Origin of the sequence: Janthinobacterium sp. J1-1 (assembly GCF_030944405.1) — a bacterium.
Classification (GTDB): domain Bacteria; phylum Pseudomonadota; class Gammaproteobacteria; order Burkholderiales; family Burkholderiaceae_D; genus Janthinobacterium.
Genome location: NZ_CP132339.1, coordinates 550,340 through 572,028, shown reverse-complemented (window position 1 = coordinate 572,028; position 21,689 = coordinate 550,340). Strand labels below are relative to the sequence as shown.

The 21,689-nt window shown below is 65.7% G+C and carries 19 protein-coding genes; 4 read left to right on the top strand and 15 right to left on the bottom strand.

Annotated features, from left to right (window positions below):
* Positions 1-12 precede the first annotated feature (12 nt).
* Positions 13-990 carry an EDSAP-1 family PEP-CTERM protein gene (locus tag Q8L25_RS02530; protein WP_308923420.1) on the top strand — a complete coding sequence of 326 codons (978 nt, stop codon included), beginning with the start codon at positions 13-15 and terminating at the stop codon, positions 988-990.
* Positions 991-994: 4 nt separating this feature from the next.
* Here Q8L25_RS02530 and Q8L25_RS02525 read toward each other — a convergent pair whose 3' ends face one another.
* The 14 genes from Q8L25_RS02525 to Q8L25_RS02460 all read right to left on the bottom strand — a co-directional run bounded on the left by Q8L25_RS02525 (position 995) and on the right by Q8L25_RS02460 (position 14,025).
* A complete protein-coding gene (locus Q8L25_RS02525) occupies positions 995-1,918 on the bottom strand; it encodes a LytR C-terminal domain-containing protein (protein WP_308923419.1) in 924 nt (307 codons plus the stop codon).
* Positions 1,919-1,928: 10 nt separating this feature from the next.
* Positions 1,929-2,867 (bottom strand): type II secretion system F family protein, encoded by a 939-nt coding sequence (locus Q8L25_RS02520; RefSeq protein WP_308923418.1) that lies wholly within the window; start codon positions 2,865-2,867, stop codon positions 1,929-1,931.
* 25 nt (positions 2,868-2,892) lie between these two features.
* Positions 2,893-3,870 carry a type II secretion system F family protein gene (locus tag Q8L25_RS02515; RefSeq protein WP_308923417.1) on the bottom strand — a complete coding sequence of 326 codons (978 nt, stop codon included), beginning with the start codon at positions 3,868-3,870 and terminating at the stop codon, positions 2,893-2,895.
* A gap of 147 nt (positions 3,871-4,017) precedes the next feature.
* Complete coding sequence (locus tag Q8L25_RS02510; protein WP_308923416.1) at positions 4,018-5,364, bottom strand: CpaF family protein; 1,347 nt, start codon at positions 5,362-5,364, stop codon at positions 4,018-4,020.
* Between the two features lie 21 nt (positions 5,365-5,385).
* Complete coding sequence (locus tag Q8L25_RS02505) at positions 5,386-6,555, bottom strand: AAA family ATPase (RefSeq protein ID WP_308923415.1); 1,170 nt, start codon at positions 6,553-6,555, stop codon at positions 5,386-5,388.
* 38 nt (positions 6,556-6,593) lie between these two features.
* Positions 6,594-7,208 (bottom strand): TadE/TadG family type IV pilus assembly protein, encoded by a 615-nt coding sequence (locus Q8L25_RS02500; protein ID WP_308923414.1) that lies wholly within the window; start codon positions 7,206-7,208, stop codon positions 6,594-6,596.
* Complete coding sequence (locus tag Q8L25_RS02495; protein WP_308923413.1) at positions 7,198-7,686, bottom strand: pilus assembly protein; 489 nt, start codon at positions 7,684-7,686, stop codon at positions 7,198-7,200. The genes Q8L25_RS02500 and Q8L25_RS02495 overlap by 11 nt, the downstream gene beginning before the upstream one ends.
* Entirely contained in the window at positions 7,683-9,083 is a 1,401-nt protein-coding gene (locus Q8L25_RS02490; protein ID WP_374694227.1) for a pilus assembly protein TadG-related protein, read from the bottom strand. The genes Q8L25_RS02495 and Q8L25_RS02490 overlap by 4 nt, the downstream gene beginning before the upstream one ends.
* A gap of 37 nt (positions 9,084-9,120) precedes the next feature.
* Positions 9,121-9,450 carry a hypothetical protein gene (locus Q8L25_RS02485; protein WP_308923412.1) on the bottom strand — a complete coding sequence of 110 codons (330 nt, stop codon included), beginning with the start codon at positions 9,448-9,450 and terminating at the stop codon, positions 9,121-9,123.
* Between the two features lie 16 nt (positions 9,451-9,466).
* Positions 9,467-10,906 carry a type II and III secretion system protein family protein gene (locus Q8L25_RS02480; RefSeq protein WP_308923411.1) on the bottom strand — a complete coding sequence of 480 codons (1,440 nt, stop codon included), beginning with the start codon at positions 10,904-10,906 and terminating at the stop codon, positions 9,467-9,469.
* A gap of 30 nt (positions 10,907-10,936) precedes the next feature.
* Entirely contained in the window at positions 10,937-11,797 is an 861-nt protein-coding gene (cpaB, locus tag Q8L25_RS02475; RefSeq protein ID WP_308923410.1) for a Flp pilus assembly protein CpaB, read from the bottom strand.
* Positions 11,794-13,161 carry an ATP-binding protein gene (locus tag Q8L25_RS02470; protein WP_308923409.1) on the bottom strand — a complete coding sequence of 456 codons (1,368 nt, stop codon included), beginning with the start codon at positions 13,159-13,161 and terminating at the stop codon, positions 11,794-11,796. The genes cpaB and Q8L25_RS02470 overlap by 4 nt, the downstream gene beginning before the upstream one ends.
* Positions 13,162-13,254: 93 nt before the next feature.
* Positions 13,255-13,788, bottom strand: a complete 534-nt coding sequence (locus Q8L25_RS02465; RefSeq protein ID WP_308923408.1) for an A24 family peptidase — start codon at positions 13,786-13,788, stop codon at positions 13,255-13,257.
* Between the two features lie 54 nt (positions 13,789-13,842).
* Positions 13,843-14,025 carry a Flp family type IVb pilin gene (locus Q8L25_RS02460; protein ID WP_065310268.1) on the bottom strand — a complete coding sequence of 61 codons (183 nt, stop codon included), beginning with the start codon at positions 14,023-14,025 and terminating at the stop codon, positions 13,843-13,845.
* 446 nt (positions 14,026-14,471) lie between these two features.
* On the opposite strand from Q8L25_RS02460, the gene Q8L25_RS02455 reads away from it, so the two are divergent.
* Entirely contained in the window at positions 14,472-15,518 is a 1,047-nt protein-coding gene (locus Q8L25_RS02455) for a GGDEF domain-containing protein (RefSeq protein WP_308923407.1), read from the top strand.
* Here Q8L25_RS02455 and Q8L25_RS02450 read toward each other — a convergent pair.
* Positions 15,515-16,741, bottom strand: a complete 1,227-nt coding sequence (locus Q8L25_RS02450; protein ID WP_308923406.1) for an HD-GYP domain-containing protein — start codon at positions 16,739-16,741, stop codon at positions 15,515-15,517. The two genes, Q8L25_RS02455 and Q8L25_RS02450, sit on opposite strands and share 4 nt — an antisense overlap.
* A gap of 150 nt (positions 16,742-16,891) precedes the next feature.
* Between Q8L25_RS02450 and Q8L25_RS02445 the strand changes: the two genes are divergently transcribed.
* Positions 16,892-17,833: a LysR substrate-binding domain-containing protein gene (locus tag Q8L25_RS02445; RefSeq protein ID WP_308923405.1), complete on the top strand. Its 942-nt coding sequence runs from the start codon at positions 16,892-16,894 to the stop codon at positions 17,831-17,833.
* A gap of 163 nt (positions 17,834-17,996) precedes the next feature.
* Entirely contained in the window at positions 17,997-21,584 is a 3,588-nt protein-coding gene (locus Q8L25_RS02440; protein ID WP_308923404.1) for an indolepyruvate ferredoxin oxidoreductase family protein, read from the top strand.
* The last annotated feature ends 105 nt before the right edge of the window (positions 21,585-21,689 follow it).

Here is a 21,689-nt window from a genome sequence, read left to right as displayed (position 1 = left end):
AACGAGGCTGCGATGAACGTCGATCACCCACGAAGCAAAACCCTAGGCCTGTTCGCCGCGCTCGCCGCAGCCGGTTTGCTGGCCGCCGGCCAGGCGCAGGCCGGCGCGTATGGCCTGGCCGTCAACGATATCAACAATTTCCGCATCACCACCAGCGCCGGCACCCTGTCGCTGACGGGCGCCAACCGCAACGCCAGCGACAGCACGTATTTTGAAAATGCCGCCGCCGTCAATCCGCGTGCCGTCAACACCGGCCCCGCCGCCAATGCCGATGTGCTGCAGGTATGCGCCGGCGGTGGTTGTAGCGGCCTGCCACAAAACAACTATGCGCACAGCACGGTGCTGGAGTTTGCACGCGGCGACGCCCATTCCTTCGGCAATATGCTGACCACCGCCGGCGCCACCATGCGGGCCGTGTCGGAAGCGCAGCGCGATACGGTGGGCGCCGCCTCGTCGACGGCGGGCGATACGCTGACGGGCTCGGTCAACCTGACCTTGTCGAGCGCCGGCTTCATCACCTTCAGTTTCATGGCGCGCCGCGACCTGCGCAGCAGCGTGACGACCCTGGGCGACAAGTCGAATGTGTCGATCATGGATATCTTCAGCATTTCCTGCAATGCCGGCAGCCCCGCCGGCTGCGCCGCGCGCGCCAACGCCGACGGCATCGTGTTCCAGTTCGCGCCCGATGGCGACGCCAACAATGGCAGCGACGTGAACGGCAACCACACCACCGGCAGCCTCGATCCGTTCAGCATGAACGTGACGGCGGGCACCAACGATCCGCGCACCTCGCGCACGTTCACGAACGACTTTGCGCTGTTTTCGCTGACCTCGAATTTTGCCCTGCCGGCCGGCAGCTACACCCTGAACTTTTCCAAGTCCACCCGCACCGATATCGTCGTGGTGCAGCAAGTCCCGGAGCCCGGTACCCTGCTGCTGCTGGGCATTGGCCTGGCGGCGCTGGCGAGCACGCGCCGGCGCCAGGCGTAACGTCCTACCCGAGCCGCGCCAGCGCCTGGCGCGCCAGTTCCAGCTGCTGCACATAGTAGCGGTGCAGCACGGCAGGATCGATATCGCGCCCGAGGATCAGCCGCAGTTCGCTGGCAGGGCAATCGGCGGCGGCGAATTCGATATTGCCGCCCAGCTGGCGGGCCAGCTGGCGCGCCGCCTGCCGCTGCGCCGGCCGGTATTCCACGCGCGTGCGGGCCACCCGGAACGACGAGGCGTTAGCCGTACGAACCACCTGCAAGTCGCTGCCGGCCAGGCTGCGCGCCAGCGCCGCCGCCATGCCCGGCTTGCCATTTCCATTGAGAATTTCCAGCCGCAGGCGCGGCGCGTCCGGCGGGCTGGCCGCCGCCACACGCTGCAGCACCGCCATGCCGGCACTTTGCGTAATGTCGATGCGGTCCATCACCGGCGCCACCGGCGCGGGCACCGGCATGGCCTCGGCCTCGGCCCGGACGCGCGGCACCTCGCGTGCCTGCAGGCTGTGCGCCTGGTCCTGCATGCGCGCCGCCCGTTCGTGCTGCCCCAGCCTGGCCAGCACCTGCGCCAGCTGTTGCCAGGCCAGCGCATTGCGCGGGTCGAGCAGGCAGGCTTTTTCCAGCACCGTCACGGCGTCGGCATCGCGCCCTGCCAGCCTGTAAGCATGACCCAGGTTGCGCAACAGATAGGCATGGCGCGGCTCCCGCAGCGCGCCGCCGGCCAGCAGGGCCTCCCAGATGGCGATGGCCTGCCGCACTTCGCCACGCTGCGCATGCAGCACGGCCTGGCCATTGCGTTCGGCAGGATCAACGGGAAACGCGACCGGTACCGGGGCCGGGACCGGGACCGGGCCAGGATCGGTGACGGGGCTGGCGCAGGCGCCCAGCAAGATACAAGCGCCGGCAACGGCCAGGCGCGGCAGGGTAATCGACATGGGACTCCTTTTATCGGTTGGCCATGGCCGGCACCAGCACGCGGTAGACTTCGATCACGGCAGGGCCCATCAGCACCAGCATCAAGGTGGGAAACACGCAGAAGATCAGCGGGAACAACAATTTGAGGGCGATCTTGGCGGCCGCCTCTTCGGCCAGCAGGCTGCGCTTGCCGCGCAGATTGTCGGAATGCACGCGCAGCGAATCGCCCATGCTGGTGCCGAAGCGCTCGGACTGGATCAGCATCGCCACCAGCACATCGACATCCTCCACGCCGCTGCGCAGGGCCAGGTTGCGCAGCGCTTTTTCCTTGGTAAAGCCGGCGCGCATTTCCATCAGCACCAGCTGCAGTTCCTGCGCCAGCACCATGCTCTTGATATGGATCTCACCGGACACCTTGACCAGTGCGCGTTCCAGGCTCAGGCCCGCTTCGACGCAGACCGTCAGCAGGTCGAGCGCGTCGGGGATGTTCTCGAAGATGTCGCGCTGGCGCCGCCTGGCCGTGCTGGCCAGGATCAGGTTGGGCAGGTAATAGCCGGCGGTGGCGCTGATGCACAGGAAAAATAACAAGACGCTGCGCATGCCGGCCGCCATGCTGCTGGCCGCATACAGGCCCAGCACGGTGGGAAACAGCAGGGCCAGCACCGACTTGGCGGCAAAATACAGGGCCGGCGCGCTGGCCTGGCGCCAGCCGGCATTCATGAAGCGGGTGCGCAGCGGCGAGCGCTCCCAGCCCTCCTCGGGCAGCGACAACTTCGAAAACGGCTTGGCCACGCGCGCCACCCGTTCCACCCAGCCATGCTCCAGCGCCACGGCACTGGCCACCGGCGCGGTGGCGCCGAACAGGCGCTGGCGCAAGCTGCCCGGAAAGAAAATCAGCGACGCCGCCACCGCCAGTCCCGCCACCACGGCAAACACGATCACAAGAAACAGCAGTTGCTGGCCGGTCATGGCGCTCTCCCTCGAATCAGGTGTTTTAAATACGAATCTTGATCACTTTGCGCATCCAGATCACGCCCAGCGCCACCATGCCGGCCGCATACCACAGCAGGCGGATGCCGCTGGGATCGGTCCACAGCAGGCTGATGTATTGCGGGTTGACCAGCGACATCACGCCTATCATCACCACCGGCATCAGGCCCAGCACCCAGGCCGACATGCGCCCTTCGGCCGACAGCACGCGCACCTGTCCCAGCAGCTTCAAGCGGGCGCGGATGATGCGCGCGATGCTCACCAGCACTTCGGCCAGGTTACCGCCCGATTCGCGCTGCACCAGCACGGCGATCACCAGGTAGCGCAAGTCCGTCAGCGGAATGCGCACGGCCAGGTTCTGCAGCGCTTCATTCATCGGCACGCCGTAATTGATCTCTTCATGGGCCAGCTTGAATTCGCCGCTGATCGGTTCATTCAATTCGTCGCCCACCATTTGCAGCACGTTTGAAAACGAGTGGCCGGCACGCAGCGCGCGCGCCAGGAAATCGGCCGCTTCCGGCAACTGCGCCTCGATCTTCTGCAGCCGCGCCGTGCGTGCGCGCAGCAGGAACAGCAGCGGCCCGCCGGCGGCCATCGCCAGCAGCAGCAACACGCCCGGCAAGGGCATCGGCCAGACCGCCAGCACCAGCAGCGCGGCCAGCAGCACGCCGCCGGCGACGGCCAGAAATTGCGCCACCGACCACGCCAGGCCCGCCTGCAGCAGCAGGCGGTCGAGCGCCTCGCATTGCGGCATTTTCCGCAGCCAGCGCTCCAGGCCAGGGGCGCGCGCGTAGCGGCGCTGCTTGAGGATCGAGACCCGTTCGCCGCCCGTCTCGCCGCGCGCGGCCATCAGGCGCAGGCGCCGGCTGATGCGCCGCGCGGCGCTGCCATGCGTGCCCGACCACCACAGCCAGGCGCCTTCCATCATCAGGATGCATGCGGCGAACAGGACGATGGCAAAACCGTAGAACACCTGGTCCATAATTCCTCCTTAAACGTCTAACAGAACCGTAGCGAGCGGAAGTGATTTGTGGCCGGGAAGCGCAGCTGTGCGAATGCACGGGGCCGCCGAGGCAGTGAGCATCGCAAGCCGCAAAGCGCGACGCGCAGTAGGTTCAGTTAGATGTTGTTATTCGTAGATGCGGTCGGGGTCGAACACACTGTCGGGTACCGGCGCGCCGAACATGCGCAAGCGCTCCGTGAAGCGCGGCCGCACGCCGGTGGCGCAGAAGTGGCCCAGTACGCGGCCATTGGCGTCCACGCCGGTCTGCTCGAAGCGGAAGATTTCATGCATGGCGATGATCTCGCCCTCCATGCCCGTCACCTCCTGCAGGCTGACCAGCTTGCGCGCGCCGTCGGTCAGGCGCGACACCTGCATCACCACCGTCACGGCCGAACAGATCTGCTGGCGCGTGGCGCGCGGCGTCAGGTTCACGTTGGCCATGCCGACCATGTTTTCCAGCCGCGCCAGCGCGTCGCGCGCGGTGTTCGAGTGAATCGTCGCCAGCGAGCCCTCATGGCCGGTGTTCATCGCCTGCAGCATGTCGAGCGCCTCGGCGCCGCGCACCTCGCCCAGGATGATGCGGTCGGGCCGCATGCGCAGCGCGTTGCGCACCAGGGCGCGCTGGCTCACTTCGCCCTTGCCCTCGATATTCGGCGGGCGTGTTTCCAGGCGTACCACGTGCGGCTGGCGCAGCGCCAGTTCGGCCGCGTCCTCGATGGTGACGATGCGCTCGCTGCCGGGTATGAAGCCGGACAGCACGTTGAGCAGGGTCGTCTTGCCGCTGCCGGTGCCGCCCGAGATCAGGATATTGATCTTGGCCTGGCCCAGCGCCTGCAGCACCTGCACCATCGGCGGCGTCAGGCTTTTATAGTCGAGCATGTTGGCGATCGTCAGAGGCTGCACCGCGAAGCGCCGGATCGACAGGATCGGGCCATCGACCGCCAGCGGCGGAATGATGGCGTTGACCCTGGAGCCGTCGGGCAGGCGCGCATCGACCATCGGACTCGATTCGTCGACCCGGCGCCCGACCCGCGAGACGATCTTTTCGATGATCTTCATCAGGTGGGCATTGTCATGAAACGTGACGTCGGTCAGCTCCAGCCGCCCGCCGCGCTCGACGTACACCTTGTCGCAGGTATTGACCAGGATATCGGACACGCCCGGGTCGGCCAGCAAGGGTTCGAGCGGGCCGAAGCCCAGCATCTCGTGCTGGATGTCGAGCACCAGGCTGTGCCGCTCGTGCTGGTTCAGCACGATGCGTTCCTCCTCGATCACGCGCTGCACCAGCAGCGCCAGTTCATGCTTGAACTGCTCGGCCGTCAGGCGCTTCAGGCGCTCCAGGTCGATACGGTCGAGTATCGTCTGGTGCATGGTTTTCTTCAGCTCCTGGTAGGCGTGCAGCGCCAGCGCGCCATGGCCATGGATGGCCGGGCGCGGCGCTTCGTTGGCCGCCAGGCGTTCGCGTAGTGTCATCTCGTCTCCCTTGATGGTTGGTCAGGTATCGCTGCGGCTGAACAGGCGGTCGAACAGGCCGCGGCTTTCCGTCACGCGGCGCTTTGTTACTTGTTCCACCAGGTCGGCCAGGCTGCGCGCCACCGCGCTGGTGCGCGACAGCTGCAGCAGCGGGATGCCCTGGTTGACCGAGTCGGTGGCCGCCAGGTAATCGTTCGGCACCGTGTGCACCACGGCCGCGCCCAGCGCCTGCTCCAGGTCGGCCAGGCGCAAGCGGCCGCCCTTTTCGTAGCGGTTGACGATCAGCCGCAGCCGTTCGCCCGGATAGCCGAGCGAGCGGAAGATGTCGAGCAGGCGGCGCCCGTCGCGGATGTCCGGCAGCGCCAGCTGCAGCACCGGGTAGATGGCGTCGGCGCTGTCGAGCGCGCGCAGCGACAGCGCATCGATCTGGCGCCCCACGTCGAGCACGATGTAGTCGTAGTGCTGGCGCGCCACGGCCAGGATGCGGTCCATGTGCTCGGGCTGCATGTCGACCTTGTGGGCAGGGTCGTCGGCCGCCGCCAGCACGCCGAAGTTCGGCGTCACATGCACCAGGCAGGACGCGAGAAAGGCGCCGTCCATGCGCGAGATCTGGGCGCAGATATCGGACAAGGTCATGGCCGGTTTCTGGTCCGAGACATACAGGGTGGCGTCGCCGAACTGGCCGTGCAGGTCGATCAGCAGCACCTTGCAGCCGGCCAGCGCGGCCAGCGCGTAGGCAAAGTTGGTCGACAAGAAGGTGGCGCCGCTGCCGCCCTTGCAGGAGATAAACGCCAGCACCTTGCCGTCGCGCATTTGCGTCACGCCGGCCTGGATATCGACCCGGTCCATCGCTTCGTGGAAGGCCTTGTGCACCAGGGGCAGCTGCAGCACTTCACGCATGCCGGCGCGCATGGCGCGGATCAGCACATCCTGCTGCTGGCCGCGCGTGAGCAGCATCAACACGGCCGCCGGATACTGGCGCGCCAGGCGTTCGAGCAGGTCGGCCTCGTCGGCGTCGATGCCGCTGGCGTCGACGATCACCAGTTCGGGCGCCTCGGACAACATGCGGTCGACGGCGTCGCGCAAGCCGCTGCGGCGCTCCAGGATGCGCAGCACCGGCATGCGCGCCGCGCCCTGGGCGGCGATTTCATCGTGCAGCGGGATGTCACGGCTAATCATCAAGGCTCTCATTGCACTTCCTTAGAGATAACGGTACGGCGGTCCGGCGATCAAGGGCAAAAGGCGGGGTTGTCCTGGTAGCCGAGCGACTCGGCCACCGCCAGCGTGACGCCGCTGGGCAGGCGCACCGCCTGCGCGCCCGAAGGGAACAGCATCTCCAGCAGCGGCAGGATCGGCCGGTAGGGCACCCGCTCGCAACTGCCACCCGTGCCGGGCAGGCACAGCTGCGCCCGCACGAAACGGATGCAGCTGGCGCCGTGCGGATTGTCCAGGCAGTTGATGCGGTTGCGTTGCGGACAAGCCGGCATCACGCCAACCGGCAGCGCCGCCGGCACGCCGCCGCCACCGGACGACTGCGACAAGTAATCGATGCGCACATACGCGTCGCTGATGGCGCCGCCCAGCGGCAGGCGGCCGGGCGCCGAACGCAGGACGGCCTGCTCGCGCACCGCCTGCACCGCGCCGGCATTGCTGAAGTCGGTGACGGCGGCGGCGCGCGCGGCGCGCCGGGTCATTTCCGGCACCAGGTTCCACAGGTAGACGGCGCGCGCCACTTCCAGCAGCGCAAACAGGAAAATGAAAAACAGCGTCGCCAGCATGGCGAATTCGACGGCAAACACGCCGCCTTCGCGCCGGCGGCGCGCATGTGTGGCCTCAGTTCGCATAGCGCAGCACCGCGTTGGCATGCAATGAAATCGGCGCCATCTGCGGCAGCCAGCGCAAGGTCAGGTCGGGCAGGAAAGCGATCGGCAGCTGGGCGACAAACTTCACGCTGACCTGCAGCGGCCGCGTGGGATAGGAGCCGCAGGGATAGCCGCCATCGATGTATACGCATTCGACGCGGATACGGCTGGCATTGAGCACCGGCCCCGTCTCGGCCAGCGCCTGCTGCACCAGCTGCGTGGCAAACGCGGCGGCCTGGGTGGCAGGGACATCATTCGTCATCTGCTGCAGCGGCAAGGTGGCCATGTAGCGCGCCGCGTCCTGCGCGCTTTTTTGCACCATCGTGTACATGAACAGGGCGCGTCCGAACAGCAGCACCACCGGCAACAGGCCCATGAAAAACAGCATGATCAGCGCCAGTTCGATCGCCGCCACGCCCTTCTGGCGGCGGCTGGCGCGGCACGGGACATGGCGCCTCATCGCAGCAGCTCCGCCGGGCCGCCCAGCGCCAGTTCGTCGGCCATGCCGGCAAATTCACCGCTCAATACGCTGGCGCTGGCGGGCGCCGTCATGAAAAACCGGCCGATGCCCAGCACGTTGGCCAGCACGTCGCTGCCGACCGGCAGGGGGCAGGCCAGCAGGGCGATATGCAGCACGCGGCGCTGCGCCACGCCCGCATTGCCGACGGGCGCCGTCAGGAAAGCGGACGAACCATACGGCGTGCCGCTGGCAGGATAAAAGCTGTTGCTGGCCGGCGCCGCGGGCAGGCCCGGATACAGGCTGGCCCAGGCGCTGTTGGGAAAGGCCGTGTAGTCGCCGGCCGGCTTGGGATCGGCATATTGCACCGCCTTGGCAAACGACCACAGCGGCCCGTAGCTGGCGGGCGCAATGCTGGCGGGCGTGCCGGCGGCCAGCGGCGGCAGGTCGGCCACCGTCAGCAAGGGGGTGCCACCGCTGGCCACCGCGTTCGAGCCGGACGGCACGTTCATCCACCAGTTCGACAAGGCATTCGGAAAGGCGCGGATATTCGTATCGGGCGGCGCCGTCACGGGGTTGCAGCGGTTGGCGCCATATTGGTTGAAGCGTGCATTGAAGGCTGGCCACAGCGCGGTGGGAAACGGCCGGTGCACATGGATGGGCGTGGCGCCAATCGCCGTGTGCAGCACGCTGCCGCTGCAAATAAAGGGCTCGACGCTGGCGTCGCTCAATTGCGCGGAGGATCCGATGGCGCCCAGCGGACCCAGCGGATTGAGCAAGAAATGCTCGGGCGCGGCCCCATGCGGATTCAGGTTGAACAGGTTGTAGGCCACGCCGCGCCGAAAACCGAATTCCAGCGCTTCGCGGCGCTCGGGCGGCCCCGGATTGGTGCGCAAGGACGCCGGCGCCGCCGACAGCGCACAGATCGCCAGCGGCGTGATGCGCAGGCTGCTGCGGCCCGCCACCGCGCGCCCGCTGGTGTCGAGCGTGCGCAGGGCCGGCGACCAGGCGCCCAGGAACGCCGTCGTCACCTGCCCCAGCGCCGGCAGGTTGTCGCGCGTGTCGACCCGCACGAACAACGCCCTGGCCGGGTCGGGCACGGCGCCGGCGGCATGCCATGCACCGGCTGGCGCATCGGCCGCGCTGGCAAAGCGGATGCTGTCGTCGGACAGCAGCGCGCCCTGCATGCGGCGCCGGTACAGGCTTTGGCCGGCCGCGCTGGCTTTTGCCTTGTTGACGGCATTGGCCAGCCCGGCGGCCGTGCCCACCAGTTCGGGGGCGGCCGCCAGCGCCGCATTGTCGGCCAGGTTCTGCAATTCGGTCTTGCGGCCGATGACCTGACCGACGTCGAGCGCCAGGCCGATAAACCCCAGCACCACGATCAGCAGGATGGAAAACATGATCAGCATCGCCCCCCGCTGGTGCTGAAGCTGGCTTCTATTTTCCACCGCCGCCTCCCAGCATGAAGGTCACCGGCGGCGGTACTTGCCCGTTCGGCTCGGCAAACGAGGCGCGGTAGCGCTCCATCACGGCACGCGCGCTGGCGCCGTCCAGGCCGTTGGCCGGCGTGGTATTGCCGGCGGCGGCCGGGTCCAGTACCTGCTGCGCCATGGCCAGGCGCGTGGCCTCGCCGAAGCGCGCGTCGAAGCGCGGCGTGCTGCCGCTGCTGCAGCCGGCCAACTGCAGCAGCGGCGCCAGTAATGCCATGCGCGCCAGCCACGCCAGCCGTGCCGAGGGCCGTGTCAAGGTGAGTGAAATCGATCGCATGGCATGGCTCCCTGGCTTATTGCAATTCGAAGCCACCCACCGTGGGCGGCGCGGCGGGCACGGACAGCGGCGGCGGCGCGCCTTCCATCTTGCCGTTCAACATCAGATCCATCCGCGATGGCGGCGCCAGCTGCGCCGTCGGCAAAGTTGCGCCGGCGGGCGGCAGCGGCTTGACCAGGTGGGCCGTGATGACGAACAGCAGCTCGGTGCGGTCGTGCTGGAAATCCGTGCTGCGAAACAGCGCACCGAGGATGGGCAGCTCGCTGAGCCAGGGCAGGCCGGTGACGTTGCTGACCTGGTTATTCTTGATCAGGCCGCCAATCGCATAGCTCTGGCCGTCGTACAGTTGCACCGTGGTCGAAGCGCGCCGCGTGGTGATTACCGGCAGGATGGAGCGGCCGCTGACGCCGGCGCTGGAAATGCCCACCCCTTCGCGCGACAGCTCCGACACTTCCGGCGCCACCTTCAGGTTGATGCGTCCGCCCGACAGCACGGTCGGCGTGAAGCGCAGGCCCACGCCATACTCGCGCTCTTCCAGCGTGATCTTGTTGTTGTCCTGGCCGACCGGAATGAAAATCTTGCCGCCGGCGAGAAAGCTGCCCTCCTGGCCGCTGATCGCCATCACGGTCGGTTCGGCCAGGATGCGCACCAGGCCATCCTGTTTCTGCGCTTCGATGGTCAGCTGCTGGCCGTTCGACTTGCGCAGGTCGAGCAGGCCATTGGCCGCGCCGGTGAGGAAATTCGACAGCAAGGTGGTGGCCCAGCTGCCCGAGGCAAAGCGCAAGGTGGCGCCCACTTCGAGCCGTTCCAGCAGCGACTTCGAGACTTCGGCGATCTGCACCGCCAGCATCACTTGCTGCGGCGCACTGACGTTGAGCATGTTGATGATGCGGCTGGCGGCCCCGCCCGCGCCCGCCGCCGCCGGGATGGCCGGCGCGGCGCCATCGGCCGGCCTGGGCAGCGCCAGCGGGGTGGTGGCGCGCCGCACATGGGCTTGCGCCAGCTCGACGGCGCGCAGCACCGCGTCCGCATCCTGCACCGTGCCCGACAGCACCAGGGTATCGGCGGCGGCCGTGACGCGGATGCCTTTTTCTTCCGGTATCAGTTCGGCCAGGGTCGCGCGCAAGCCTGCCGGGTCCATGCTGACGGTGACATTGACCACGCTGCACACGCCACTCTTGCCCTGGATAATCATGTTGGTGCTGCCGATGTCGGCGCCCACCACATACAGCGTGTCCGGCGCCACCAGCATGGCTTGCGCCACCGCAGGATTGCCGACGCTGCGCTGCAGCACCGGCTCGGGCAGGCGCAACATGCTCGACTTGCCGACCTCGAGTTGCAGGTGGCCGGGTGTGGCGGCAGCGCCGCCGCAGCGCGGCGCGCTGTCGGCGGCGGCCGGCGGTGGCGCCGCCGACAGCAGCAAGATCGGGCACAAGATCGGCAGGGCGCGTTTCATAGCAAGATATCCATGGTTGGGGGCGGGCGGCTAGAAGCACTCGCGCGAGGCGCGCGTGCCGTCGATCAGGCCGCTGCAATGCCGTGGCGGCGCCACCGCCGCCACGCGGCGCGGCGCGGCCGGCTTGACGGCAGCGGGCGGCGCGGCGGCCACCGGTGGCGCGGCCGCCGGCTCGGGCGACGGCGCGCCCAGCAGGGTCAATTTGGTGGCGCCGCCGGTGACGCCCGGCTGCGGATCGACCTGGTTGCGCAAGACCAGCGACAAGCTGCCCACGCTGCGCGCCAGGTCCAGGTTTTCCGCTTGCGCCGGCGTCACTTCCAGGGTCACCGCATTGACCACGCGCGGCTTGGTTTCGTCGCGCCCCACCTCCTGCGCCACCGCCAGCACCAGGATGCGTTCGAGCACGATCTTGGAAATATTGCGGCTTTGCGGATAGGTGCGGTCGCCCGCATCCTGCTGCGTGCTGACGATGATGTCGACATAATTGCCAGGCAAGGCAAAGCCGGCCACGCCGATCACGTCATTGACGCGCACGGTGATGGCGCGCCGCCCTTCCGTGATCAGGGCCGACAGGCCACCCAGGGTGCCGGCCGGCGCCAGCTTCGCCTCGCTCAGCGGTTCGCCGCGCAGCACGCTGCTTTTCAGCACCCGGCCCGACAGTTTCAGGGGGTCTTGCAGCGCGCCTTCCGGCAGGCTTTCCGCCGGCCATTCGGCCAGCCGCAGCATGTCCGGGCTCAGGCGCTGGCCCAGGTTGACGTCGGCCGCGGCGACCACGATCCTGCCCTTGCCGGCAGGACTCTGACGCAAGAGCCAGTGCGAGGCCAGCAGCACCGCCAGCAAGCCCAGCAAGATGGCCAGCCCCATCATCACCAGTGCGCGGCGGTTTTTCATGCGATGCTCTCGTCGAGCACGGCGTCCTGCGCGTCGCAGCCGGCAAACAGACTGCTCCAGGCCTGCTCCAGCGTGGCCACCGTCAATTGCGCTTCGCTGCCGGCAAAGCCGGCAAAGTCGGCGATGCGGTCCAGCAATTCACGCGGCGTGCTGGCCAGCAGCGGCCGTCCGCTGGCGCCATGCAGCTGGCGCAGCAAATGGTGCAGCACTTGCTCGTCGAAGGCGATGCCGGTGGCGCGGCATTGCTGGCGGAACAGCACGCGGTAGGCGCTCTCGCCCAGCGGCCCGATCCGCACCTTGTAGCCGATGCGGCGCAGCAACGCGGCGTCAAACAGGCCGGCCGGCGCCAGGTTGGTGGCCAGCACCAGGGCAGTGTCGAATGGCATGCCGATGCTGGCGCCGCCACGCAGGCCCAGTTGATCGAGGCCGCAGGCGGCCGGCGGCATCAGCCGCGTCAGCAATTGGGGCGCCGGCAGGCGCTGGCAGCCCAGGTCGTCGATGATCAGCATGCCATTGTTGGCGCGCACATGGGGCGGCGCCTGGTAGCAGCCACCACCTTCGTCATGGCGCAGTTCCAGCATGCCGGCGTCAAGCTCGGCGCCCACCTGGATCACGGGACGCTGGCACAGCACCCAGCGGATATCGGTGCTGCGGCGCTCGAGCGCCTGGCGCGCATGGTTGCCATGCGGTGCCGGCGGCAGGTGCACCGCCGGGTCATACAGGGAAATGATGTCGCGCCCGGCCACCACGGCATGCGGCACCGCCACCAGGCCATGCAGCAACTTGCCCAGTTGCAGCGCCAGCGCGGACTTGCCGCTGCCTGGCGGACCATACAGCAACAGCGAACGCCCGGAATGCAGGGCCGCGCCGATGGTGTCGAGCAGGCCCGGCCCGGCGTGGGCGCCGCCCAGCACCACCGCCAGGTCGTCGCTGGCCACGCGCTGCTCCTGCGCCCGCCAGGACTGGCGCGCCACCATGGCGCGGTACGCGGCCAAAGTGACCGGGGCCGCGCCCAGGTAGGCGCAGCGCGCCATGAAACCCGCGGCATGCTGCTTGCCGGCGCCCGTCAGCTGATATTGCACGTCGATCTCGGATTCGCCACGCCAGGCCACTTCGGCCAGTTGCTCGCCAACCATGAAGTCCAGCACTTCGCGCAGCACATTGATCGACAGCCGCAGCCGCGTGGTGAGCACCGACAAATGGCTCTTGCCGCCCACCAGCATGGCCTTGGCGATCAGTTCCACCACCAGCTGGCGCTCCAGTCCCGTCTCGTGCAGGCTTTTCGGCTGCGGCGGCAAGGGCGGCATCAGCGCCGCATCGGCCGGACGGCTGGTCTCGGCAGTGTAATAATCGACTTCGGTCATGCGATTTCTCCCAACGTGGCCAGCTTGCGAAAGGCAGAATTTCATTCTAGCGAGCAACTTCAGAGCGACATTGATTCGAAGCAATGATCCGTTTCAGAAATAATTTCGTCCCTGTACCAGCAACGCGCCCAGCGCGATCGCCAGGCCATACGGCATGTTGCCGACGCTGGGCTGGCTTGCGGGCGGCGACGGCGCCAGCGCCAGGCCGGCGGTGCGCACCATCAGCGGCCACAGCAACTGGCGCAGATTGCGCCAGCAGGCACGCCAGCTGCCTTGCCAGATCACGATCAACAAGGCCATCAGGCCACCGAGCACGAACGTGGCAAAGCAGATCAGCAGCGTCGGCCAGGGGCCGGCAAAGGCACCCACCATGGCGATCAGCTTGACGTCGCCGGCGGCCATGCCGCGCAGCAAATACAGAGGTAAAAACAGGAAGAAACCGGTGGCCATGCCGCCCAGGCTGTTCCATGGCCAGGATGGCGCCGCCAGCCAGCCATGCAGGCAGAACGCGGCCAGCAGGCCCGCCAGTACCAGCCGGTTGGGAATCTTGCGGCGGATCAGATCGCTGACGGCGGCGGCCGTCACGAAGACCAGCAGCAGCAGGTCGCACAGCACGCTTGTGGACATGAGAAAGCTCCCGTCAAAAAACCCGCCACCGGTTGCCCGGCGGCGGGCACCCGCTTAAGGCGTCAACACCAGATTGCTCGAAATTTCGGTGAGGACAGACAGCAGGTTGGTCTTGATCAGCAAGAAACCGGCCGTGATGGCAGTTGCCATCAGGGCCGCAATCAGGCCGTATTCGATTGCCGTAATGCCATCCTCATCCTTGACAAATTGCTGTACTGCCGACAGGAAGGTATTCATGACAGGCTCCCAAAAGTGAAACACAAGTCCCTGGCGCAATCGAGTGTGAAACATTGCCCATTCCTGCTACTATGTTTCTTGCCGTAAATTTCTGCGCCATTGCAATGACTATAAATCGCGGGCAATTTGCCAAGTTGACGCGTCACAAGTTTCCATATGGAAATTATCAAGCTTGCGTGAAATGGGGGAGGATCGCGCCTGACCGGGCGACGATGGCGACAGCAGCCGACACTGCGATGCAGGAATCTCATGTATTTACATGAAATCTTGCATACGTAATTGCCTATGAGGCAAAAAAACATTATCCTGCTTAGCTCTTCTTTGGAAAGGCCTCTCGCCGCTGGTTAGTGCCACCAAATAATCCTTGGCTTCTTGTAACGGACGTATATTGCTAGACGCAATGTTGGTATGAAGAATCTTGTGTGACCACTTTCCAGAGAACGACGATGGATTCCCTACTGAAACACATGGTGGACATGACCGGCCACCGCGATCACACCATGCTCGACGTCTCGGTGATCTCGGCGGTGCAGGAGCTCGCTTGCGCGTCGCAAACCCGCGTGCTGGCGCTGAGCAGCGTGCGTGGCCAGGTGTTCGTGCGGGCGCGGGCCATCATCGTGGCGGGCAGTCCGGCGCGCATGGAAGACAATCTCGATCCCGCGCTGCCGGGCGAACCGCTGTCGGACTATCCGGCGCTGGCGGCCTGCATCGCGCGCCATGAAACCAGCTGCGATGCGCTGTGCGCCGATGGCCGCCATCTGCTGTGGCTGCCCATCTGGATCGGCGACCAGGTCACCACCTGCCTGGAAATCACCAACCCCACGCCATACACGGGCGCCACCATCCAGGTGATCGGCGGCATCGTCAGCGTGTACCGCAATTTCCAGAACCTGCTCGATTACAGCGAACGCGATTCGCTGACCGGTTTGCTGAACCGCAAAACCTTCGACGACCAGCTGGCCAAGATCCTGCAATCGCGTGGTGAACTCGACAGCGAAGCGGCGCGCCCGGCGGACGAAGAGCGCCGCCATCACGGCAACACCGAACGGCAATGGCTGGCGGTGGTCGATGTCGACCATTTCAAGCTGGTCAACGACAAGTTCGGCCACCTGTATGGCGATGAAGTGCTGATCCTGATCGCCAACTTGCTGCAATCGTCGTTCCGCTCGCAAGACCGCATCTTCCGCTTCGGCGGCGAGGAATTCGTCGTGCTGCTGCGCTCGATCACCCTGGAAAATGCCCAGAAGATCATCGATCGTTTCCGCATCAACGTCGAAACCCACGATTTTCCGCAAGTGGGCCGGGTCACCGTCAGCGTCGGTTTCGTCAGCATCAGTGCCTTCGAAGCGCCCGTCATCATCCTCGGCCGCGCCGACCAGGCGCTGTACTACGCGAAAAGCCACGGTCGCAACCTGGCCTGCCACTACGATGAACTGGTAGAAAAAGGCATGCTGACGGCCGTCGCCTCGAACGATACCGCCGAGTTTTTTTAAGCGTCCGCCAGCGACAGGAAACGCATCGGATCGACCTGCCATTTGACGGCCGATTCGTGGCCGACGATCTTGTCGCCGCCGCCAAAGCCCAGTCCGCGCGACAGGTCGACCGTTTCCGGCTTGATGTAGGCGTTGCTCCTGGTACTGAAGAACACATTCACCTTGGGCGCCAGCAAATTGCTCTCGTGGGCCTCGATCACCACGGCCAGGCGGCCCGACTCCAGCTTGACCATCGTGCCTACCGGATAGATACCCACGCAGCGCATGAAGTCCTGCGCGAAGACGGGATTGAAATGGAATTTGCTCCATTCATAGATCTTGCGCAGCGCATCGGCGGCCGGAATCGCCTTGTGGTAGCTGCGCTCGGACGTCAGCGCGTCGTACACGTCGACAATCGCCGCCATCTGCGCCAGTTCGCCGATGGCGTCGCCGGCCAGGCCGTCGGGATAGCCGCTGCCGTCGCGCCGCTCATGGTGGTGCAAGGCGATATCGAGCGGAATCGGCCCCACCTCCGGGGTTTGCAGCAGGATGGCATGGCCGTCGCGCGGATGGCGTTTCACCAGGGCGAATTCTTCCGGGCTCAAGGGACCGGGCTTGTTGAGGATGGCGTCCGGCACCAGCGCCTTGCCCGTATCGTGCAGCAGGCCACCGAGCCCCGCCTGGTGGGTGGTGGCCGCATCCATGCCACGTGAGCGGCAAAACGCCACCATCAGCGCGCACACGCTGATCGAATGCAGGAAGGTGTAGTCGTCCTTGGTCTTGATGCGCAGCAACCCTACCAGGGCGCCCGGATTGCGCAGGATCGATTCGGTAATATCCTCCACCATCGGCTCGACCCGGTCGATATCCACCGCATTGCCCAGGCGCACATCGGCCATCACCGTGCGCACCAGGCCGGTCGCCTGCTTGCGCAGCTGCGTCGCGCGCGCCAGCTCCATGCCCAGCGACACGCGCGTGACCAGTTGCGGCGCGCTGGCGATCTGCACCAGCTCGCGTTCGATGGCGGCCGCCGCCTGCGCCACGGTGGGCGCATCCTGCACGTCCAGGCCCTTGCTGTTGTCGATCACCACGTCGTGGATGCCGGCGGCGATGATCTTGCGGATTTCTTCGTCGCTGCGCAACAGGAAACGGTTGCGCATGAAAGGATGCGTCATCCAGTCGCAGCTGAGGTCATGGACATACATCCCCACTTTTAATTGGGAAGAATCGACTTTTTTGAACATGCTTTCATCCCACGAGTCGGTCGGCGTGCACGCCGGGGCGCACCAGAAGCGCTAGAATGAGTATAGCAAAATTGCAAGCCCCGGCAACGCCGCCGCCAGCGCATGGTTTTTATGCCACACGCTCCCGTTTCCCTCACCAGATTGCCGTCCATGGAATTGCGTCAACTTCGCTACTTTGTTGCCATCGTCGACCACGGCTCGCTGTCGCGCGCGGCCCTGACCCTGCATGTGGCGCAGCCGGCCCTGACGCAACAGCTGCGCCAGCTGGAAGAGGAACTGGGCGTGCAACTGCTGCACCGCTCGGCCCAGGGCGTGCTCAGCACCGACGCCGGCAAGATCTTCTACGAGCACGCCCAGGCCATCCTGAAACAGGTGGCCGACGCCCGCTCGGCCGTCACGCAAAGCGCCACGCGCCCGTCCGGCAATGTGACGCTGGGCCTGCCGCACAGCATTTCCGGCGCGCTGGCCCTGCCGCTGCTGCTGGCCGCGCGCGCACAGTATCCCGAAATCACCCTGCAACTGACCGAAGAAATCACCGGCAACCTGACCGAGCAACTCAAATCGGGCCGCATCAACCTGGCGGTGCTGTTCGACGACGGGCAACTGACGCCGTTTGCCAGCAGCGCGCTGGTGGAGGAAGAGATGCGCTTCATCTGCCGCAGCGATGCGCCGTTTGCGCCCGACGGCCCGGCCATGTCATTCCAGCAGGCACTGGCCACCACCCTGATACTGCCCGGTCCGCAGCATGGGGTGCGCCCGCGCATCGACAGCCGCGCGCGCGCCGCCGGGTTGACGGCCACGCACGTGATCGAAATCAATTCGATCGCCATCCTGAAATCGGCGATTCTTGCCGGCATGGGCGCGACCATCCTGCCGGCCGCCCCCATGCTGGCCGAGCTGGGCAGCGGCGCCATGCGCAGCTACGCCATCCATAGCCCGATCCTGACACGCACGGTCGCCTTGTGCGCCTCGAAAAACATTCCATTGACCAACGCCGGCGCCGCCGTGAAAAACCTGGTGCGACAGGTGGCGGCACAGCTGTGCGACAGCGGCCGCTGGCAGGGCGCCCATATGCTGCCACCCGCCATATAAGTAAAACTTATAGCCCCATCGGCAAGGCGTATTTGCCGCGCCCTCTTCCCCGCCCTACACTGAGGCAGCCGCACACACGCGGCAATCCCGTCTGTCCAGCGCGCGCCTTACCGGGCGCCGCCGTTGCGCAGACGTCATCTGAGCCACCCTTTTGGAGACAGCCATGTCCGTGACCGCGGAAAACGGCTCCGCAGCGTTCGTCAGAAACGCCGGTGCCGCGCCATCTACGCCCCCCGAATCTTCCCGTTTGACCAGCGTCAGTCTCGACGACAAATACACGGCCACCAGTGGCGCGATCTTTTTGTCCGGCATCCAGGCCCTGGTACGCCTGCCGATGATGCAGCGCCTGCGCGACCAGGCTGCGGGCCTGAACACGGCCGGCTTCATTTCCGGCTACCGGGGATCGCCCCTGGGTGGCCTGGACGAAAACCTGTGGAAAGCGAAATCGCAGCTGGAAGCCCACCATGTGCAGTTCGTGCCCGGCGTAAATGAAGACCTGGCCGCCACGGCCGTCTGGGGTTCGCAGCAGGTCGACCTGATCGGCCCGGCAAAATACGATGGCGTGTTCGCCATGTGGTACGGCAAGGGTCCGGGCGTGGACCGCTGCGGCGATGTCTTCAAGCACATGAACCATGCGGGCACGGCCAAGCACGGCGGCGTGCTGCTGGTGGCCGGCGACGATCACGGCGCGTATTCATCGACCCTGCCGCACCAGTCCGACCACCTGTTTTCAGCCTCGATGATCCCGCTGCTGTACCCGTGCAATGTGCAGGAATACCTGGACCTGGGCATCCACGGCTGGGCCATGTCGCGCTTTTCCGGCTGTACCGTCGCCTTCAAGGCGCTGGCAGATACGGTGGAGTCCTCCGCGTCGATCGATGCCGACCCGTTCCGCGTGGAAGTGAAAATCCCGCACGATTTCGTCATGCCCGAAGGCGGCCTGAACGCGCGCCTGTCGAACATTCCGCTGGGCCAGCAGGCGCGCAACCAGGAAGCGCTGATGCAGGACTATAAAATCTATGCGGCGCTGGCGTATGCGCGCGAGAACAAGCTCAACCACACCACCATCGATAGTCCGAACGCCCGGCTGGGCATCATCGCGTCCGGCAAGTCCTACCTGGATGTGCTCGAAGCGCTGGAAGAACTCGGCATCGACGAAGCCATGGCGGCCGAAGTCGGCCTGCGCCTGTTCAAGGTGGCCATGCCATGGCCGCTGGAACCGGACAGCGTGCGCGAATTCGCGCAAGGGCTCGATGAAATCCTGGTGGTCGAGGAAAAACGCCAGATCGTCGAATATCAATTGAAAGAACAGCTGTACAACTGGCGCGACGACGTGCGCCCGCGGGTGATCGGCAAGTTCGACGAAAAGGGCGAATGGGTGGCGCCGCGCGGCGAATGGCTGCTGACCTCCAAGGCCGATTTTTCCGTCTCGCAAGTGGCCAGGGTGATCGCCAGCCGCATCGCGCGGCTGATCTCGGACCCGGTTACCTGTGACCTGATCAAGGCAAGGCTGAGCTTTCTGGATGCCAAGGATGCGGTGCTGAAAAAGGCTGTCGACACGCCGTTCCGTCCGGCTTTCTATTGCTCCGGTTGCCCGCACAATACCTCGACCAAGGTGCCCGACGGCAGCCTGGCGCTGGCCGGTATCGGCTGCCACGTGATGGCGACATCGATCTATCCGGAAATGAACAAGCTGACCACCCATATGGGCGGCGAAGGCGCGCCGTGGATAGGCCAGGCGGCGTTTTCCACCCTGCCCCATGTGTTCCAGAATCTGGGCGACGGCACATATTTCCATTCGGGCTATCTGGCGATCCGCGCCGCACAGGCCGCCAAGGTCAATATCACCTATAAAATCCTGTACAACGATGCGGTGGCGATGACGGGCGGCCAGCCGGTCGACGGCCTGATCACCGTGCCGATGATGGCGCAGCAGGTGGCAGCCGAAGGCGTACAACGCATCGCGCTGGTGACCGAAGACCTGTCACGCTATGCGGACCGCGCCAACCTGCCGGCGCATTTGACCTTGCACGACCGCAAGGACATGGATGCGGTGCAGCGCGAACTGCGGGAAATCCCGGGCGTTTCGGTATTGATCTACGACCAGACCTGCGCCGCCGAAAAGCGCCGCAGAAGGAAAAAAGGCGAGTATCCCGACGCCGCCAAGCGCATGGTCATCAACGACGCCGTCTGCGAAGGCTGCGGCGACTGCGGCGTGCAGTCGAACTGCGTCTCGATCTTGCCGAAAGAAACGCCATTTGGCCGCAAGCGCACCATCGACCAGTCATCGTGCAACAAGGATTACTCGTGCGCCAAGGGCTTTTGCCCCAGCTTCGTGACGGTCGAGGGTGGCAGCCTGAAAAAGACCAAAACCGGCACCAGCAAGCAGGATGATTTCGGCCCCTTGCCGGAGCCCGTGCTGCCGGCCTGCGACGCGCCGTACAACATCCTGATCAACGGCATCGGCGGCACCGGCGTGATCACGGTCGGCGCGCTGATGGGCATGGCGGCCCACCTGGAAGGCAAGGGCGCGTCGGTGCTGGACATGACGGGCATGTCGCAAAAGAACGGTTCCGTCACCTCGCACGTGAAGATCGCCGCCACGCCCGCGCAGATCCGCGCCCAGCGCATCGCCACTGGCGAAGCCGACCTGATCCTGGGCTGCGACATGCTGACGGCCGGTGCCCAGGACGCCATCTCGAAAATGCGCCCGGGCCGCAGCCTGGCCGTGGTCAACCTGCACGAACAGCCGCCAGGCACCTTCGCGCAAAACGCCGACTGGCAATACCCGACCGCACAGGTGCGCCAGCTGATCGAGGAGTCGGTGGGCGGCGTGGACGCGGCCGACTTCATCGATGCCACAAAGCTGGCCACCGCGCTGATGGGCGACTCGATCGCCGCCAATCTGTTCATGCTGGGCTACGCCTGGCAAAAGGGCCGCATCCCGCTGACCGAAGCGGCGCTGCTGCGCGCGATCGAATTGAATGGCGTCGGCATCGAGTCGAACAAGAAAAGTTTCCTGTGGGGCCGGCGTGCCGCCGTCGACGTGCGCAAGGTGACGCAGATCGCCACGCCATCGCAGGCGATCGTCATGCAAATGCCGCAAAGCCTGGATGCCGTGATCAAACAGCGCGTGGAGTTTCTCACCGCCTACCAGGACGCGGCCTATGCACACGGCTACCAGACCTTGGTCAACCAGGTGCGCGACCGCGAAAACGTGCTGGGGCTGGGCCAGAAACTGTCGATGGCGGTGGCGAAAAGCTACTTCAAATTGCTGGCCTACAAGGATGAATACGAAGTCGCGCGCCTGTACACGGATGGCCGTTTCGCCCTGCAACTGCAGCAGCAGTTCGAAGGCAATTTCTCGGTCAAATTCAACCTGGCGCCACCGCTGTTTGCGAAAAAGGACGCGAAGGGACACCTGGTCAAAGCCGAGTTCGGTTCCTGGATGTGGCATGCCTTCACCTGGCTGGCCAAGGCCAAGGGCCTGCGTGGCGGCGCGTTTGACCTGTTCGGCTACACGGCCGAGCGCAAGATGGAACGGGCTTTGATCGTCGCGTACCGCGAACTGCTGGCCGGCCTGCTGGTGAACCTGACGGCCGACAACTACACCACCTGCGTGGACCTGGCGGCCCTGCCCGAAAAAATCCGTGGCTTTGGCCATGTCAAGGAGCAGGCGGTGGCAACGTATCGCAAGGACCAGGCACGGCTGCTGGCGGTGCTGGCGGCTGGAACCAAATACGCGGCCTAACGCTCTAAGGTAGGGCGTGCTTCGCGCAGCCCTTTGCTGAATTTCTATCACACTAGGAAAACGACAAAGCCATTTCCCCCTTATAAATCATATAGTTGCTATCAC

Coding starts and splice junctions, on each gene's coding strand:
- Q8L25_RS02495 (WP_308923413.1), bottom strand. CDS start 7,686: ATGAGGCGCCATGTCCCGTGCCGCGCCAGCCGCCGCCAGAAGGGCGTG.
- Q8L25_RS02445 (WP_308923405.1), top strand. CDS start 16,892: ATGGAATTGCGTCAACTTCGCTACTTTGTTGCCATCGTCGACCACGGC.
- Q8L25_RS02510 (WP_308923416.1), bottom strand. CDS start 5,364: ATGACACTACGCGAACGCCTGGCGGCCAACGAAGCGCCGCGCCCGGCC.
- Q8L25_RS02525 (WP_308923419.1), bottom strand. CDS start 1,918: ATGTCGATTACCCTGCCGCGCCTGGCCGTTGCCGGCGCTTGTATCTTG.
- Q8L25_RS02480 (WP_308923411.1), bottom strand. CDS start 10,906: ATGAAACGCGCCCTGCCGATCTTGTGCCCGATCTTGCTGCTGTCGGCG.
- Q8L25_RS02460 (WP_065310268.1), bottom strand. CDS start 14,025: ATGAATACCTTCCTGTCGGCAGTACAGCAATTTGTCAAGGATGAGGAT.
- Q8L25_RS02470 (WP_308923409.1), bottom strand. CDS start 13,161: ATGACCGAAGTCGATTATTACACTGCCGAGACCAGCCGTCCGGCCGAT.
- Q8L25_RS02520 (WP_308923418.1), bottom strand. CDS start 2,867: ATGACCGGCCAGCAACTGCTGTTTCTTGTGATCGTGTTTGCCGTGGTG.
- Q8L25_RS02515 (WP_308923417.1), bottom strand. CDS start 3,870: ATGGACCAGGTGTTCTACGGTTTTGCCATCGTCCTGTTCGCCGCATGC.
- Q8L25_RS02465 (WP_308923408.1), bottom strand. CDS start 13,788: ATGTCCACAAGCGTGCTGTGCGACCTGCTGCTGCTGGTCTTCGTGACG.
- Q8L25_RS02485 (WP_308923412.1), bottom strand. CDS start 9,450: ATGCGATCGATTTCACTCACCTTGACACGGCCCTCGGCACGGCTGGCG.
- Q8L25_RS02455 (WP_308923407.1), top strand. CDS start 14,472: ATGGATTCCCTACTGAAACACATGGTGGACATGACCGGCCACCGCGAT.
- Q8L25_RS02530 (WP_308923420.1), top strand. CDS start 13: ATGAACGTCGATCACCCACGAAGCAAAACCCTAGGCCTGTTCGCCGCG.
- Q8L25_RS02440 (WP_308923404.1), top strand. CDS start 17,997: ATGTCCGTGACCGCGGAAAACGGCTCCGCAGCGTTCGTCAGAAACGCC.
- cpaB (WP_308923410.1), bottom strand. CDS start 11,797: ATGAAAAACCGCCGCGCACTGGTGATGATGGGGCTGGCCATCTTGCTG.
- Q8L25_RS02490 (WP_374694227.1), bottom strand. CDS start 9,083: ATGTTTTCCATCCTGCTGATCGTGGTGCTGGGGTTTATCGGCCTGGCG.
- Q8L25_RS02450 (WP_308923406.1), bottom strand. CDS start 16,741: ATGTTCAAAAAAGTCGATTCTTCCCAATTAAAAGTGGGGATGTATGTC.
- Q8L25_RS02505 (WP_308923415.1), bottom strand. CDS start 6,555: ATGAGAGCCTTGATGATTAGCCGTGACATCCCGCTGCACGATGAAATC.
- Q8L25_RS02500 (WP_308923414.1), bottom strand. CDS start 7,208: ATGCGAACTGAGGCCACACATGCGCGCCGCCGGCGCGAAGGCGGCGTG.